Source organism: Oceanimonas pelagia (assembly GCF_030849025.1).
Taxonomy (GTDB): domain Bacteria; phylum Pseudomonadota; class Gammaproteobacteria; order Enterobacterales; family Aeromonadaceae; genus Oceanimonas; species Oceanimonas pelagia.
This window is the reverse complement of the sequence record NZ_CP118224.1, coordinates 2,866,249-2,880,114: the sequence shown is the minus strand read 5'-3', so window position 1 is coordinate 2,880,114 and position 13,866 is coordinate 2,866,249. Positions and strand designations below refer to the sequence as shown.

At 61.6% G+C, this 13,866-nt stretch carries 17 protein-coding genes; 8 read left to right on the top strand and 9 right to left on the bottom strand.

Features of this window, described 5'->3' with window-relative positions:
- From hpf to PU634_RS13795, 7 genes are read right to left on the bottom strand one after another with little or no spacing between them, the layout of a single operon-like run.
- Positions 1-288 (bottom strand): ribosome hibernation promoting factor, encoded by a 288-nt coding sequence (gene hpf / locus PU634_RS13825; protein ID WP_014291323.1) that lies wholly within the window; start codon positions 286-288, stop codon positions 1-3.
- 24 nt (positions 289-312) lie between these two features.
- Positions 313-1,749, bottom strand: a complete 1,437-nt coding sequence (locus PU634_RS13820) for an RNA polymerase factor sigma-54 (RefSeq protein WP_306761361.1) — start codon at positions 1,747-1,749, stop codon at positions 313-315.
- A 42-nt stretch (positions 1,750-1,791) separates the two neighbouring features.
- Positions 1,792-2,517, bottom strand: coding sequence for an LPS export ABC transporter ATP-binding protein (gene lptB / locus PU634_RS13815; protein WP_306761360.1), 726 nt, complete (start codon positions 2,515-2,517; stop codon positions 1,792-1,794).
- Between the two features lie 2 nt (positions 2,518-2,519).
- On the bottom strand, positions 2,520-3,041 hold the full coding sequence (gene lptA / locus PU634_RS13810; protein ID WP_306761359.1) for a lipopolysaccharide transport periplasmic protein LptA: 522 nt from the start codon (positions 3,039-3,041) through the stop codon (positions 2,520-2,522).
- Positions 3,010-3,558 (bottom strand): LPS export ABC transporter periplasmic protein LptC, encoded by a 549-nt coding sequence (gene lptC / locus PU634_RS13805; protein ID WP_306761358.1) that lies wholly within the window; start codon positions 3,556-3,558, stop codon positions 3,010-3,012. The genes lptA and lptC overlap by 32 nt, the downstream gene beginning before the upstream one ends.
- Positions 3,555-4,109 carry a 3-deoxy-manno-octulosonate-8-phosphatase KdsC gene (gene kdsC / locus PU634_RS13800; protein ID WP_306763697.1) on the bottom strand — a complete coding sequence of 185 codons (555 nt, stop codon included), beginning with the start codon at positions 4,107-4,109 and terminating at the stop codon, positions 3,555-3,557. The genes lptC and kdsC overlap by 4 nt, the downstream gene beginning before the upstream one ends.
- Positions 4,106-5,080: a KpsF/GutQ family sugar-phosphate isomerase gene (locus PU634_RS13795; RefSeq protein ID WP_306761357.1), complete on the bottom strand. Its 975-nt coding sequence runs from the start codon at positions 5,078-5,080 to the stop codon at positions 4,106-4,108. Before PU634_RS13795 ends, kdsC begins: the two co-directional genes overlap by 4 nt.
- Positions 5,081-5,254: 174 nt before the next feature.
- Between PU634_RS13795 and mlaF the strand changes: the two genes are divergently transcribed.
- From mlaF to murA, 7 genes are read left to right on the top strand one after another with little or no spacing between them, the layout of a single operon-like run.
- Complete coding sequence (mlaF, locus tag PU634_RS13790) at positions 5,255-6,055, top strand: phospholipid ABC transporter ATP-binding protein MlaF (protein ID WP_306761356.1); 801 nt, start codon at positions 5,255-5,257, stop codon at positions 6,053-6,055.
- Positions 6,045-6,824 (top strand): lipid asymmetry maintenance ABC transporter permease subunit MlaE, encoded by a 780-nt coding sequence (gene mlaE / locus PU634_RS13785; RefSeq protein WP_306761355.1) that lies wholly within the window; start codon positions 6,045-6,047, stop codon positions 6,822-6,824. Before mlaF ends, mlaE begins: the two co-directional genes overlap by 11 nt.
- A gap of 6 nt (positions 6,825-6,830) precedes the next feature.
- Positions 6,831-7,304, top strand: coding sequence for an outer membrane lipid asymmetry maintenance protein MlaD (gene mlaD, locus PU634_RS13780; protein ID WP_306761354.1), 474 nt, complete (start codon positions 6,831-6,833; stop codon positions 7,302-7,304).
- 23 nt (positions 7,305-7,327) lie between these two features.
- Positions 7,328-7,963: a phospholipid-binding protein MlaC gene (gene mlaC / locus PU634_RS13775; protein WP_371319648.1), complete on the top strand. Its 636-nt coding sequence runs from the start codon at positions 7,328-7,330 to the stop codon at positions 7,961-7,963.
- On the top strand, positions 7,960-8,244 hold the full coding sequence (locus PU634_RS13770) for an STAS domain-containing protein (protein WP_306761352.1): 285 nt from the start codon (positions 7,960-7,962) through the stop codon (positions 8,242-8,244). Before mlaC ends, PU634_RS13770 begins: the two co-directional genes overlap by 4 nt.
- Positions 8,231-8,491, top strand: a complete 261-nt coding sequence (locus tag PU634_RS13765; RefSeq protein ID WP_306761351.1) for a BolA family protein — start codon at positions 8,231-8,233, stop codon at positions 8,489-8,491. The genes PU634_RS13770 and PU634_RS13765 overlap by 14 nt, the downstream gene beginning before the upstream one ends.
- A gap of 11 nt (positions 8,492-8,502) precedes the next feature.
- A complete protein-coding gene (gene murA, locus PU634_RS13760) occupies positions 8,503-9,759 on the top strand; it encodes a UDP-N-acetylglucosamine 1-carboxyvinyltransferase (RefSeq protein ID WP_306761350.1) in 1,257 nt (418 codons plus the stop codon).
- Between the two features lie 98 nt (positions 9,760-9,857).
- Here murA and degS read toward each other — a convergent pair whose 3' ends face one another.
- Both degS and PU634_RS13750 read right to left on the bottom strand, forming a co-directional pair.
- Positions 9,858-10,955: an outer membrane-stress sensor serine endopeptidase DegS gene (gene degS / locus PU634_RS13755; protein ID WP_306761349.1), complete on the bottom strand. Its 1,098-nt coding sequence runs from the start codon at positions 10,953-10,955 to the stop codon at positions 9,858-9,860.
- A gap of 94 nt (positions 10,956-11,049) precedes the next feature.
- Positions 11,050-12,408: a Do family serine endopeptidase gene (locus tag PU634_RS13750; protein WP_306761348.1), complete on the bottom strand. Its 1,359-nt coding sequence runs from the start codon at positions 12,406-12,408 to the stop codon at positions 11,050-11,052.
- Between the two features lie 211 nt (positions 12,409-12,619).
- Between PU634_RS13750 and zapE the strand changes: the two genes are divergently transcribed.
- Positions 12,620-13,720, top strand: a complete 1,101-nt coding sequence (gene zapE, locus PU634_RS13745; RefSeq protein ID WP_306761347.1) for a cell division protein ZapE — start codon at positions 12,620-12,622, stop codon at positions 13,718-13,720.
- Positions 13,721-13,866: the final 146 nt, after the last annotated feature.

The following is a 13,866-nucleotide window of genomic DNA, read 5'->3' as shown; positions in this document are numbered from 1 at the left end:
TTATTTTTGCTTGAGCTTCTCTTTGTGTTTGATGATCTGACGATCCAGCTTGTCGATGAGGCCATCGATGGCGGCATACATGTTTTCGTGCTGGGCGTTGGCAAACAGCTCGCCGCCGCTCACATGCAGCTTGGCCTCGGCGATTTGCTGCATTTTTTCCACATTGAGGATGACGTGCGCATTGGTGATGTGATCGAAATGGCGTTCCAGCCGGGAAAACTTGCTGTTTACATAATCACGGAGTGCATCGGTGATTTCGACATGGTGTCCGGTCAGGTTGATTTGCATAACGTCTTCCTTCTGTCGTTGCCTTTAAACCAGGCGTTTGCGCTGATTGGAAGGGGGAATGGCCAGTGACTCCCTGTACTTGGCGATGGTTCGCCTGGCCACCTGAATCCCCTGGTCGGCCAGCAACTGGGCGATTTTGCTGTCGCTCAGCGGCTTGGCCGGGTTTTCCGCCCCGACCAGTTTCTTGATCAGGGCGCGAATTGCCGTGGAAGAACACTCACCGCCATCGTCGGTGCCCACATGGCTGGAGAAGAAATACTTGAGTTCAAACACGCCTCTGGGAGTGTGCATGAACTTCTGGGTGGTCACCCGGGAGATGGTGGACTCGTGCATCTCCACCGCTTCGGCCACATGGTTCAGCACCATGGGCTTCATGGCCTCTTCTCCATGCTCAAAGAATGCCTGTTGTTGTTCAACAATACAATTGGCAACCTTGAGCAGCGTCTCATTTCGGCTTTCAAGGCTTTTGAGAAACCACTTGGCGTCCTGCAGGTGGTTGCGGATAAACTGGCCGTCCTCGCTGTTGCGGGGCTTGCTGGCCAGGGCCGCATAGGTCTGGTTGAGGCGTATTTTGGGCATGGCCTCGGGGTTGAGCTCCGCCACCCAGACGCCGCTGCGTTTGGTGACCACCACATCGGGGATCACGTATTCGGAATCGCCCTGAATGATACTGCTGCCGGGTCTGGGTTCGAGCTGCTGAATGAGTGCCAGCACCTCACGCAGTTCGTCTTCCTTGAGTTTGGTCTTGCGCTGCAGGCTGCGGTAGTCCCGGTTGCCGAGCAGGTCCATGTGCTGGGCCAGCAGATTGCGGGCCTCGGCCAGCCAGGGCGTGTCGGGGGGAAACTGCTCGAGCTGAATGCTCAGGCACTCCTGCACGCTGCGGGCGGCCACGCCGATGGGGTCGAAGTGCTGAATGCGCTTGAGTACCGCTTCCACCTCATCGGCCTCGATGCCCAGCTCCTCCGCCGATACCGCCTGCAGCAGGTCATCGATGCTGGCGGTGAGGTAGCCGGCGTCGTCCACGGCGTCGATAATGGCCAGGGCAATGGCCTGATCGGTGTCGCTGAAGGGGGTCAGGTTCATCTGCCAGGTCAGGTAATCCTGCAGGCTCTCGGTGGTTTCGCCCTGGTAGACGGTGTCTTCCAGCCCTTCCGGCAGGCCCGCGCCGCCGCTGACCGGAGAGGCGGTGTACACCTCTTCCCAGCTGGTGTCCATGGGCAGCTCTTCGGACAGCTGGTTGCGCTCCATGGCGGTGTCGGAGGCCATCTGCTCTTCGTTGCGGTTGTCGTCAACCCTGATGCTGTCCGGCTCTTCCTGCTCCAGCAGGGGATTGCTGTCCAGTGCCATCTGGATTTCCTGTTGCAGTTCCATGCTGGACAGTTGCAGCAGGCGAATGGCCTGTTGCAACTGGGGGGTCATGGTCAGCTGCTGGCCCAGGCGTAACTGAAGAGTTGGCTTCATTTCGTTGCAGCATCCTTCCTGATAAACCGCATTGCGGTGCCGTCAAAGGCTGAATTGTTCGCCGAGATAGACCTTTTTGACCTGTTCATTGGCCAGGATTTCCGCCGGCGTGCCGGCGGCGATGCGGTGGCCATGACTGACAATATAGGCTTTTTCGCACACGTCCAGGGTTTCGCGTACGTTGTGGTCGGTGATCAGCACACCCAGGCCCCGATCCTTCAGGTGCAGAATGATCTTCTTGATGTCTATCACAGAAATGGGATCCACACCGGCAAAGGGCTCGTCGAGCAGAATAAAGCGTGGATCTGCCGCCAGCGCCCGGGCGATCTCCACCCGCCGGCGCTCGCCGCCGGACAGGCTCATGCCCAGGCTGTCGCGAATGTGGGTGATGTTGAACTCTTCCAGCAGCTGTTCCATTTTCTCGTTACGGCCGTCGGCGTTGAGATCCTTGCGGGTCTGCAATACCGCCATCAGGTTGTCGGCCACGCTCAGGCGGCGGAAAATGGACGCCTCCTGAGGCAGGTAGCCAATGCCGGCGCGGGCGCGCGCGTGCATGGGCTCGTGGCTGATGTCCTGGCCGTCTATGGTGATGCTGCCCGCATCCCGTTGCACCAGGCCCACTATCATGTAAAAGGAAGTGGTCTTGCCGGCGCCGTTGGGGCCGAGCAGGCCCACGATCTGGCCGGTGTTGACGGTCAGGCTGACGTCGGCCACCACCTTGCGGCCCTTGTAGCTTTTCTGCAGCCCACGCGCTTTCAGTATCGCCATGCTCAGTTGTTATCCTGCTTGTCGAACTCCTGCACCTGGTCGGGCAGGAAGATGGTGGTGACCCTGTCCTTGCCGCCCTGGCTTTCGGCTTCCATCTGTTCCTTGTCGATAAAGTAGCGAATGCGGTAGCCGGTGACGATATTGTCGTTCTGCTTGAGCTTGGCGTCCCGGATCAGGGTGATGGTACGGGCACGCATGTCGTAGTGAATTTCCCGGGCCTCGGCATGCACCGGCTTGCCGTTGTTGAGGATCTGCTCATAGGTGGCCGGGCTGCCCTTGGCGGTCATCGACTGCAGGCCCTGCTCGTTGCGGATCACCACCAGCTCGTTGGCACGCACGTCTATACTGCCCTGCTTGACCACCACCTTGTCGATAAAGGTGACCTTGTTGTCGGCCAGCTCTACCAGCTGACGGCCGGCGTCTATGGTCACCGGCTGGCGAAAGTCGCTGTCTCTGGCCTGTGCCTGACCCAGGCCCAGCAGGCCGCCAAGACTAAGGATTGAAATAAGTTGCCCGGGTTTCATTCAGTAATTCCACCGTTTGTTGATCCAGCTTGCCTCGCAGGCCCGTGCCTTCCGCCTGGTATTGCGGGCTTTCCAGCCGCACTCTCTGGTTGGAGCGCAGTCGATTGTTGATAAAGTCCATTTCCAGATATTCGGTGGTCAGGGTTTCCACCAGGGCATCCGGTTGCAGCCCCTTGCCCACCACGTTGCCGGTCAGCACGGCGTTGTCGCCGGTGTTGATGGTGCCGTTATTTCCGCTCAGCCGCCACTGGGGCCGGCCGTCGGGGGAATAAAGCAAGATAACAGGTTTTTTCATCAGGGTCATGGACAGGGATTCGTAGTACTCCGCGTGCTCCGCCTGCATGCCCCGGTAGGGCAGCCCCAACCGGTTATACTGCACGCTGGTGAGGTTGGTGGCGACGAAGTCCGGCTGAAAATCCTGCTCGCTGGCGGGCGCATTGCGGTCGGTGCCAAACCATTGCCAGGTGGCCAGGGCCACCACGAACAGGCCGCCAAACAGCCAGGTCTGGCGGCTCATACGCTCATGCCCTCGGCCTGATCCAGCAGGCCACGGGCATCGAGCAGCAGATCGCACAGTTCACGTACCGCGCCGTGTCCTCCCGGAGTGCGGGTGGTGTAGCCGGCCCGCTGCAGTACCAGCGGGTGGGCATCGGCCACCGCCACGCCCAGGCCACAGTGCTGCATGACCGGCAGATCGACCACGTCGTCGCCGATGTAGGCCACCTGTTGCGGCGTGAGCACCAGGCGGTCCAGCAGTTCGCCGTAGCTGTGCAGCTTGTCGCTCTGGCCCTGATAAATGTGACGCACGCCCAGGGCGCTCATGCGATCACTGACGATGCGCGAGCTGCGTCCGGTGATCACCGCCACCTCGATGCCGGCGTTGAGCACCGCCTTGATGCCGAAACCGTCCCGGGTGCAAAAGCTCTTGTATTCTTCGCCCTCGTCGCCGAGGTAGATCATGCCGTCGGACAGCACGCCGTCCACATCGCAGATCAGCAGGCGAATGTCCTTGAGCCGCTGCCAGACGTCCCTGGTTACGGCGCCGTACAGGGTTTGTACCGTCATCAGATCACTCCCGCGCGCAGCAAATCGTGCATGTTAAAGGCCCCGACCGGGCGCTGGTCGTCGTCCAGCACCAGCAGGCCGCTGATTTTTTTCTCTTCCATCAGTTTGACCGCCTCCGCCGCCAGCATGCCGGCAGGCACAGTGGTGCAGCCGCGGGTCATCACCTGAGCGATGCGGGTGTTGTGCACATCTATCTTGTGGTCCAGGGTGCGGCGCAGGTCACCGTCAGTATAGATGCCGGCCAGCCGGCCTTCGCCATCGACCACGGCGGTAAAGCCCATGCCGCTGCGGCCGATCTCCAGCAGGGCGTCGATAACCAGGGTATCCAGGCTTACTCTGGGCACCCGCTCTTCCTTGTGCATCACGTCGGCTACCCGTAGCAGCAGCCGCTTGCCCAGGGCCCCGCCGGGGTGACTGAGGGCAAAGTCGTCGGCGGTAAAGCCGCGGGCTTCCAGCAGCGCCACCGCCAGGGCATCGCCCATGGCCAGGGTGGCGGTGGTGCTGGCGGTGGGCGCCAGGCCCAACGGGCAGGCTTCCCGTTCAACCCGGGTGCACAGGTGTACATCGGCTTCCCGCGCCATGGTGGACTCGGGCTTGCCGGTCATGCAAATGAGTTTGAGCCCGCGGCGCTTGAGCACCGGCAGCAGGGCGATAATTTCCTCGCTTTCCCCGGAGTTGGACAGGGCCAGCACCACGTCCTTGCTGTCGATCATGCCCAGATCGCCATGGCTGGCCTCGCCCGGATGCACGTAAAAGGCGGGGGTGCCGGTGCTGGCCAGGGTGGCGGCGATTTTGTTGGCGATATGGCCCGATTTGCCCATGCCGGTGACAATCACCTTGCCGGGGCAGTCAAACATCAGCCGGCAGGCGTGATTGAAGGACTCATCCAAATATTGATAAAGGCCGTCCAGGGCCGCCTTTTCAATATCAAGAACGCGTTGGGCGGTGGTACGATAATCAAATTCTGCTGACATGGCTTTCTCCACACTGAGGCGGCGCCATTATAGAAAAGCCCGGCCCGAGAAGCGACCGGCTTGATGGGAGAGGGGCGATCGCGTCCGGTCAGGGGGTGGCGCAAATTCGGTGTCATTCGGTTGCCGATGTTCAGCCGAACCCCTACAATCCTTTCTTTTTTGCGGGGACAGAGTGTGAGTCAAAGCCTTGTCGAGATACGGGACCTTTGCTTCAGCCATGGTGATCGCACCCTTTACCAGGGCATCAGCATGGACATTCCGCGCGGAAAGATCACCGCCATCATGGGCCCCAGCGGCATTGGCAAGACCACTCTGCTGCGCCTGATCGGCGGCCAGATCAAGCCCGACAGCGGCGAGGTGCGCTTTGACGGCGAGTCGATACCGTCCCTGGGGCGCCGCCGGTTGTACGAAGTGCGCCGGCGCATGGGCATGCTGTTTCAGAGCGGGGCCCTGTTTACCGGCCTGTCGGTGTTCGACAATGTGGCCTTTCCCCTGCGGGAGCACAGCGGCCTGCCGGAAGCCATTATTCACACCCTGGTGATGATGAAGCTGGAGGCGGTGGGCCTGCGCGGCGCGGCGCAGTTGTTTCCGTCCGAACTCTCCGGCGGCATGGCCCGGCGCGCGGCCCTGGCCCGCAGCATTGCCCTGGATCCGGAGCTGATCATGTATGACGAGCCTTTTGCCGGCCAGGATCCCATCAGCATGGGCGTGCTGGTGCGGCTGATCGCCGAGCTCAACCGGGCCCAGCAGCTGACCTCCATCGTGGTAACCCACGACGTCGACGAGGTGATGACCATTGCCGATTACGCCTACATCATCGCCAATAAAAAGGTGATCGCCGCCGGCACCCCCGAAGAGCTGAAAGCCCACCAGGATCCCCAGGTGATCCAGTTTTTGCGGGGCGAAGCGGACGGCCCGGTGCCGTTCCACTATCCGGCCCCGGACTACAGGGAGTCTCTGGCTTATGTTGATTGACGTGATTGGCCGCCTCGGCCGCCAGGGTGTGTCCGGGCTCACCGCCCTGGGCCGGGCCGGCATTATGCTGACCCATGCTCTGGTGGGGCGGCCGCAACCGCAAAAGCACTTTCCGTTGCTGGTTCAGCAGTTGCATGTGGTGGGCGTGCAGTCGGTGCTGATTATTCTGGTGTCGGGCATGTTTATCGGCATGGTGCTGGCGCTGCAGGGACATAATGTGCTGGTGGACTTTGGCGCCGAGGGCAGTCTGGGGCCGCTGGTGTCGCTGTCGTTGCTGCGGGAGCTGGGGCCTGTGGTCACCGCCCTGCTGTTTGCCGGCCGGGCCGGCTCGGCGCTGACCGCCGAGCTGGGGCTGATGAAGGCCACCGAGCAGTTGTCCAGCCTGGAAATGATGGGCGTGGATCCGCTGCGCCGGGTGGTGGCGCCCCGGTTCTGGGCCGGGTTCATCAGCATGCCGCTGCTGGCGTTTTTGTTCAACATGATCGGCATCTGGGGGGCCAAGCTGGTGGGCGTGGACTGGCTGGGGGTGGACGAGGGCGGTTTCTGGTCCGCCATGCAGGCGGCGGTGGACTGGCACGAAGACATCATGCAGGGCTTTATCAAGAGCCTGGTGTTCGCCCTGGTGGTCACCTGGATTGCGCTGTTCAACGGGTTTGATGCCAGGCCCACGGCGGCGGGCATCAGTCAGGCGACCACCCGTACCGTGGTTCATTCTTCTCTGGCGGTACTGGGGCTCGACTTCGTGCTCACCGCCATCATGTTCGGGTAAGCGATAATGAAATACAGCAAACTGGAATTCAGCGTCGGCTGCTTTATGCTGGCCGGTATCGGCGCCCTGCTGCTGCTGGCGTTCAAGGTGGCCGGAGTGAGTGTGAACGGACAGGGTGAAACCTATACCCTGTATGCCCGCTTCGACAACATCGGCGGTCTCAAGGTGCGCTCTCCCATCAAGGTGGGCGGCGTGGTGGTGGGCCGGGTAGCCAACATCAGCCTGGATGCCGAGAGCCAGGTGCCGGTAGTCACGCTGGCGATGAACAAGGACGCGGGCGAGTTTGCCGAGAGCAGCACCGCCGCCATTCTGACCTCGGGCCTGCTGGGAGAGCAGTATCTGGGCATTACCCCGGGCTTTGCCGATGAGGACATGGGCATCGGCATGCTCAGGGACGGCGACACCATCGCCGACACCCAGTCCGCTCTGGTGCTGGAAGAATTGATTGGCAAGTTTATTTATTCCATCGGTAAAGACTGAACCGGCGCATTCCCCGAGGAGGAATCATGAAAAAACAACTGATGTCCTGGCTGCTGGTGCTGACCGGCCTGTTTGCCCTGCCGGCCCTGGCCGCCACCGATCCCTACCTGCTGGTGGATCAGGTGGCCCAGCGCACCTTTGACCGGCTGGAGCAGGAACAAGGCAAAATCTCGGCCAACCCCGAACATCTGCGCACCATAGTGCGGGAAGAAATGCTGCCGGCGGTGGACGTGCGTTTTTCCGCCTTCCGGGTAATCGGCAGCCAGCTCAACAAGACCACTGCCGAGCAGCGCGAGCGTTTCGTTGAGGCCTTCAGCGATTATCTGGTGGTGACCTATGCCGACGCTCTGGCTGCCTACAAGCAGCAGACCGTGAACATCGGCAAGGGCGCGGTGGGGCCGGAAGACAAACTGGCCACGGTGCCGGTGACGGTGCTGGAGCCGAACAAACCCGAAATTCGCCTGGAGTTCAAGCTGCGTAAAAACGGCCGTACCGGCGAATGGAAGGTGTTTGACATGATTGCCGAAGGCATCAGCCTGCTTTCCGCCAAGCAGTCGGAGCTGAGCGGCCTGATCCGCCAGAAGGGCATCGATGCGGTCAGCCGCCAGCTGCGCGAGCTGACCAGCAAGCCGGTGACCCCGCTGGACACCGCCCAATGAAACTGACCCGTCCGCTGACCCGGGAGCAGTTGCCCGCCTGGTGGGCGGAGCGTGATACCCTGTTCGCCGCATCCACGGCCGATCTGAGCACCGTGGAGCGTATCGACTCGGTGGGACTGGCACTGCTGGTGCAGTGGAGCCAGGCCCTGGCGGCCCGAAACCAGCGGCTGACGCTGTGTTCGCCCCCCGACAGTTTTTATCCTCTTGCCGACTTGTATGGGGTAGGCTCGCTGTTTGAGCTGCCCGAAACCGATTCCCGGAGCCAACATGGATCTGAATAACGAAGTAGAACGCCGGCTGCGTGAAGCGCTGGAACTGGACGAACTGTATGTGAAAAGCGAAGGTGACCACTTTCAGGTGATCGCCGTGTCCGGAATCTTTGCCGACATGAGCCGGGTCAAGCGTCAGCAGGCCATCAATGGTCCGTTGATGGACTTGATTGCCCAGAACGCCATTCATGCCCTGAGCATCAAGACCTTTACTCCCGAGCAGTGGGCCCGGGAGCGCAAATTTATTATGCCGTCCTGACAGGAGCACGAATGGACAAATTCAGAATTCAGGGCCCCTGCCGTCTGGCCGGTGAAGTGACCATTTCCGGTGCCAAGAACGCCGCCCTGCCGATACTGTTCGGCACCCTGTTGTGCGACGAGGCCGTGCACCTGTCCAACGTGCCAAGGCTGAAGGATGTGGACACCACCCTGCAGCTGCTGGCCTCCATGGGGTTGAACGTCAAGGTCAACGGCGATGTCACCGTGCTGGCCGGTGCCGTCAACAGTCACATTGCGCCCTACGAGCTGGTGCGCACCATGCGCGCCTCCATTCTGGCGCTGGGGCCGCTGGTGGCCAAATTCGGCAAGGCCGATGTGTCCCTGCCCGGCGGCTGCGCCATCGGTGCCCGTCCGGTCAACCTGCATATTCACGGCCTGGAGCAAATGGGCGCGAAAATAAAGGTGGAAGACGGCTACATCAAGGCCCGGGTCGACGGCCGCCTCAAGGGTGCCCATATTCTGATGGACATGGTCAGCGTCACCGGCACCGAAAACCTGATGATGGCGGCGGTGCTGGCGGAAGGCCGCACCATTATCGAAAACGCCGCCCGGGAGCCGGAAGTGGTGGATCTGGCGCACTTTCTCAATGCCCTGGGCGCCAGCATTCAGGGCATTGGTCAGGACACCCTGATCATCGACGGCGTCGAGGCCCTGCACGGCGGCAGCTACAGCGTGCAGCCGGATCGCATTGAGACCGGCACCTTCCTGGTGGGGGCGGCGGTCACCGGCGGTGACATTACCTGCCGCAATACCGATCCGCACCTGCTGGAAGCGGTACTGGTGAAACTGCGGGAAGCCGGCGCCCTGGTGGAAACCGGTGAAGACTGGATTCGTCTCGACATGACCGGCCGCACCCTGAAGCCGGTGGACATCAAGACCGCGCCCTATCCGGCCTTTCCCACCGACATGCAGGCCCAGTTCACCGTGCTCAACGCGGTGGCCAAGGGCGTGGGCCGGGTCACCGAAACCATCTTTGAAAACCGCTTCATGCACGTGCCCGAGCTGAACCGCATGGGCGCCAACATTGAGCTGAACGGCAACCTGGCGATTTGCGGCGACACCGAGCAGCTCACCGGCGCTACCGTGATGGCCACGGATCTGCGCGCGTCCGCCAGTCTGGTGCTGGCCGGTTTCGTGGCGGAGGGCACCACTATCGTGGATCGCATTTACCACATCGATCGTGGCTACGAAGTGATTGAAGCCAAGCTGTCCGCCCTGGGCGGCCAGATAGAGCGTATTAAAGGCTAACCCCGTGACTGGGGACTGGGGACTGGGGATTAGCCTGGTTTCCAGCCCCATTCATTACGTTTTACCAATCCCTAATCCCTAATTCCTAATCCCTTGCTTCACCGCAAGCGCTGAAAACGCCTGTCTTCCTCGATCTGTACCGGCAGGGTCAGGGTTTTGCCCGCCCGCAGCAGGGTCACGCGAATTTCCGTGCCCGGCCGGGTTTCAGCCACCATGTCCATGGCCTGGCGGGTGTTGGCGATCTCCTTGCCGTCGATGGCCAGCAGTACGTCACCGCTTTCAATGCCGGCCTTGGCGGCAGGGGCATTGGGGCTGACGCTGTCCACATAGATGCCGGCCTGTTGCTCCAGGTTGAGCAGCCGGGCCATGACCGGCGGAATGTCGGCACCGCCAATGCCCAGATAACCGCGGATCACCCGGCCATTGGCGATCAGCTCCTGCATGATGCGGGTGGCCAGGGCATAGGGAATGGCAAAACTGATGCCATAGCTTTCCTGATGGGCCACGCTCTGAAAGGACGCGGTATTGATGCCCACCAGTTCGCCGTAGACATTGACCAGGGCGCCGCCGGAATTGCCGGCATTGATGGCGGCATCGGTCTGCAGCAGATCCTGACGGCCGTTGCTGTCGGGGCCCATGCTCGACAGGCCGGTGCGGCCGGTGGCGCTGATGATGCCCTGCGTAATGGTCTGGCCCACGTTGTAGGGATTGCCGATGGCCAGCACGATATCACCCACCTGCGGAGCGAGATCCTGGCTCTGGGGGATCACCGGCAGCCGGTCGGCGTCGATTTTCAGCACCGCCAGATCCGTGGGCACGTCAAAGCCGATCACCTTGCCGGCGATGATGCGGCCATCCTGCAGGGCGACGATCACCTGATCCGCCTCGGCGATCACATGATAGTTGGTCAGCACATAGCCCCGGGCCGACATGATCACCCCCGAGCCCAGGCCGGTGGCGCTCAGCTCCGGGCTGGTGCCGCCATGCTGAAAGCTGCGGGTGTAGATATTGACCACGGCGGGCCCGGCCCGGGCGGCGGCGTAGGCAAAACTGGTGACATTGACCTGAGGATTGCGCCACCAGTGCTCAATGGACTGGGTGCGTAACTGAGGAAACAGCAGCAGCAGCAACACGGCCATCAGCACGCCGTAGAGCACGCCCTGTAGACCGTATTTGAAAAGGGTGGTTGGCCGCATGGCTTGAGGTGGTGGCTGTTGAATCCACCAAGCATAACATAAAGGGGCAGGGAAGGGAGTCGGCCGGCGGCAGACTCCCTTTGTGGTCAGAGGGTTATCTCAGTACCAGGTAGATGGAGGAATTGCCGCGCTGAATGTTCAGGGCCAGTACTTCCGGCTTGGCCTCGATGATTCTGCGCAGCTCGCCCAGCTCCTTCACCCGCTGGCGGTTCACGCCGATGATCAGATCCCCTTCCTCCAGGCCGGACAGGGCGGCGGGCGAGCGGGGAGTCACCTCGGTGACCTTGACGCCACGCACGCCGTCGCTGCGGTCACTGTTGGCCAGGGAGGCGCCTTCCAGGGCCCGGTGCAGGGTGTTGGCCGCCACTTTCTGCTCACTGGCGTGATCCAGGGTGACCTTCACGGTTTTCTCCTTGCCGTCCCGGAACAGCCCCAGCTCCACGGTGCGGTCGGCGCCCATGGTGGCCACCTTGGCACGCAGCTCGCCAAAGGAGCGAATGGGCTTGCCGTCCAGGCTGATGATGATGTCACCGGCCTTGAGCCCGGCCTTGGCGGCGGCGGAGTCTTCCAGCACCTGACTGACAAAGGCGCCGTGCTGGCTGCGGTAGCCAAAGGTGCGGGCCAGCTCGGAGGTCAGCTCGCCGCCCATCACGCCCAGCACGCCCCGGCGTACTTCACCGTATTCCAGGATCTGATCCGCCAGGTTTTTCACCATATTGGCGGGAATGGCAAAACCGATGCCGATGTTGCCGCCGCCCGGGCCGAGAATGGCGGTGTTGATGCCCACCAGCTTGCCTTCCATGTCCAGCAGGGCGCCGCCGGAGTTGCCGGAGTTGATGGCAGCGTCGGTCTGAATAAAGTTTTCCAGATTCTCCACGTTCAGGCCGGTGCGGCCGAGGGCGCTGATCACGCCGGTGGTCACCGTCTGACCCAGACCAAAGGGGTTGCCGATGGCGATGGCGAAATCACCCACTCTGAGCTTGTCGGAGTCGGCAAACTCGATTTCCACCAGATCTTTTGCCTCCACCTTGAGCAGGGCGATGTCCGACTCCTTGTCGGCACCGATCAGCTCGGCTTCGTATTCCTGACCGTCGATCAGGGTGATCAGTATCTTGTCGGCGTCTTCAATGACGTGATTGTTGGTGATCACATAGCCCTTGTCGGCGTCGATGATGACCCCCGACCCCAGGGCCTGAAAGGGGCGCTCGCGCACCTGCTCGCCGGGCATGTTGGGGCCAAAGAAAAACCGGAACGGCTCGGGCAGCACCTGGCGGCTGATCTTGCTGCCGGAAACCGAAATATTGACCACGCCGGGGCTGACCTTTTCCACCACCGGCGCCAGGCTGTTGATCTCGGTGCCGGCGCCAAAGGGCAGGGCGGCCTGGGCCGCGGGCAGGATGGCGAGACCCATGCTCAGGGCCAGGGCGGACAACAGGGGACGTCGACCTTTCATGCAGTGCTCCTAATATTTACAGGAATTAAGACCGGAAATTGAACATTCAGACTCGCAGGGCCGAGCCGAGTTCCGTGCCGGCGTGTCAAATGGTGCTGTTTTCATTAATTGTGGTTTTTGTGTGGAAGATCAACCCTCTGCCGGCCATTGCTTGCCGTTTTCAGGGTGTCCTCGCTACACTGGCGGCCCCAGTGTTCATTCAGCGGCAGCCATGACTCCCAGCAGTAAATACCAGGCGGATCTGACCCGTTCCGATTTTGTGCACGACCCGGCCCAGGCCGAGGCGGTGGCCCATTTGCAGCGTCTGTTTGATGATCTCGTGGCGGTGCCGGCAGCGGCACCCAAGCCCAGCCTGTGGCAGCGGCTCACCGGCCGTGTTGAGGTGCCGGCCCAGTCCATTCGCGGGCTGTATTTCTGGGGCGGCGTGGGCCGGGGCAAGACCTACCTGATGGATACCTTCTACGACTGCTTGCCCTTTGAGCGCAAGCTCAGGGTGCACTTTCACCGCTTTATGGTGCGGGTACACGACGAGCTGCAAAGCCTGAAAGGCCAGGCCGATCCGCTGAAAACCGTGGCCGAGCGGCTGGCGCGGGACGCCCGGGTGATCTGCTTTGACGAATTTTTCGTGTCCGACATCACCGATGCCATGATCCTCGGCACCCTGTTTGAATACCTGTTCGGTCATGGCGTGATCCTGGTGGCCACCTCCAACATCCCCCCCGACGAGCTCTATCGCAACGGCCTGCAGCGGGCCCGCTTTTTGCCGGCCATTGCGCTTATCAAGGCCAACTGCGAGGTGGTCAATGTCGACTCGGGCACCGATTACCGGCTGCGCACCCTGCAACAGGCGGAAATTTATCACTACCCCCTCGACGCCCAGGCCGGCGCCAATCTGGAGCAGTATTTCGCTCGTCTGTGCAACGAGCCGGGCCGCTGGGGTGCCGACATCGAGGTGAACCACCGCCGGCTGAGTACCGTCGCCGAGGGCGACGGCGTGCTTTATATCGGGTTTGAGGAGCTGTGCTGCACTCCCCGCTCCCAGCTCGACTACATCGAGCTGGCCCGCTGCTACCATACCGTGCTGCTGGCGGAGGTACAGCCCATGGGGCTCGACACCGATGATGCTGCCCGGCGTTTTATCGCCATGGTGGACGAGTTCTACGAGCGCCACGTCAAACTGATCATTTCGGCGGCGGTGCCCATGGCGCAGTTATACGGCGAAGGGCGGCTCAATTTCGAGTTCCGGCGCTGCCTGTCGCGGCTGACCGAAATGCAGTCCCATGAATATCTTGCCAGAGAGCACCTTCCTTAGTCACAATATGCGCCCTCCGATCCGAGGCATGGTCGCGAGGAAAGGGCGGGCGAGCCGGCCGGTTTCAACGGGCATTGAAATTAGCAGGTGATTTTTAAGGCAACTTTACCTATAATCGCCCGGCCCACGTTACACAGCCGCCGATA

Bases quoted from the DNA above. Each gene is read 5' to 3' on its own strand.
- hpf (WP_014291323.1), bottom strand. From the start codon at position 288: ATGCAAATCAACCTGACCGGACACCATGTCGAAATCACCGATGCACTC.
- PU634_RS13820 (WP_306761361.1), bottom strand. From the start codon at position 1,749: ATGAAGCCAACTCTTCAGTTACGCCTGGGCCAGCAGCTGACCATGACC.
- lptB (WP_306761360.1), bottom strand. From the start codon at position 2,517: ATGGCGATACTGAAAGCGCGTGGGCTGCAGAAAAGCTACAAGGGCCGC.
- lptA (WP_306761359.1), bottom strand. From the start codon at position 3,041: ATGAAACCCGGGCAACTTATTTCAATCCTTAGTCTTGGCGGCCTGCTG.
- lptC (WP_306761358.1), bottom strand. From the start codon at position 3,558: ATGAGCCGCCAGACCTGGCTGTTTGGCGGCCTGTTCGTGGTGGCCCTG.
- PU634_RS13795 (WP_306761357.1), bottom strand. From the start codon at position 5,080: ATGTCAGCAGAATTTGATTATCGTACCACCGCCCAACGCGTTCTTGAT.
- mlaE (WP_306761355.1), top strand. From the start codon at position 6,045: ATGTTGATTGACGTGATTGGCCGCCTCGGCCGCCAGGGTGTGTCCGGG.
- mlaD (WP_306761354.1), top strand. From the start codon at position 6,831: ATGAAATACAGCAAACTGGAATTCAGCGTCGGCTGCTTTATGCTGGCC.
- PU634_RS13770 (WP_306761352.1), top strand. From the start codon at position 7,960: ATGAAACTGACCCGTCCGCTGACCCGGGAGCAGTTGCCCGCCTGGTGG.
- PU634_RS13765 (WP_306761351.1), top strand. From the start codon at position 8,231: ATGGATCTGAATAACGAAGTAGAACGCCGGCTGCGTGAAGCGCTGGAA.
- murA (WP_306761350.1), top strand. From the start codon at position 8,503: ATGGACAAATTCAGAATTCAGGGCCCCTGCCGTCTGGCCGGTGAAGTG.
- degS (WP_306761349.1), bottom strand. From the start codon at position 10,955: ATGCGGCCAACCACCCTTTTCAAATACGGTCTACAGGGCGTGCTCTAC.
- PU634_RS13750 (WP_306761348.1), bottom strand. From the start codon at position 12,408: ATGAAAGGTCGACGTCCCCTGTTGTCCGCCCTGGCCCTGAGCATGGGT.
- zapE (WP_306761347.1), top strand. From the start codon at position 12,620: ATGACTCCCAGCAGTAAATACCAGGCGGATCTGACCCGTTCCGATTTT.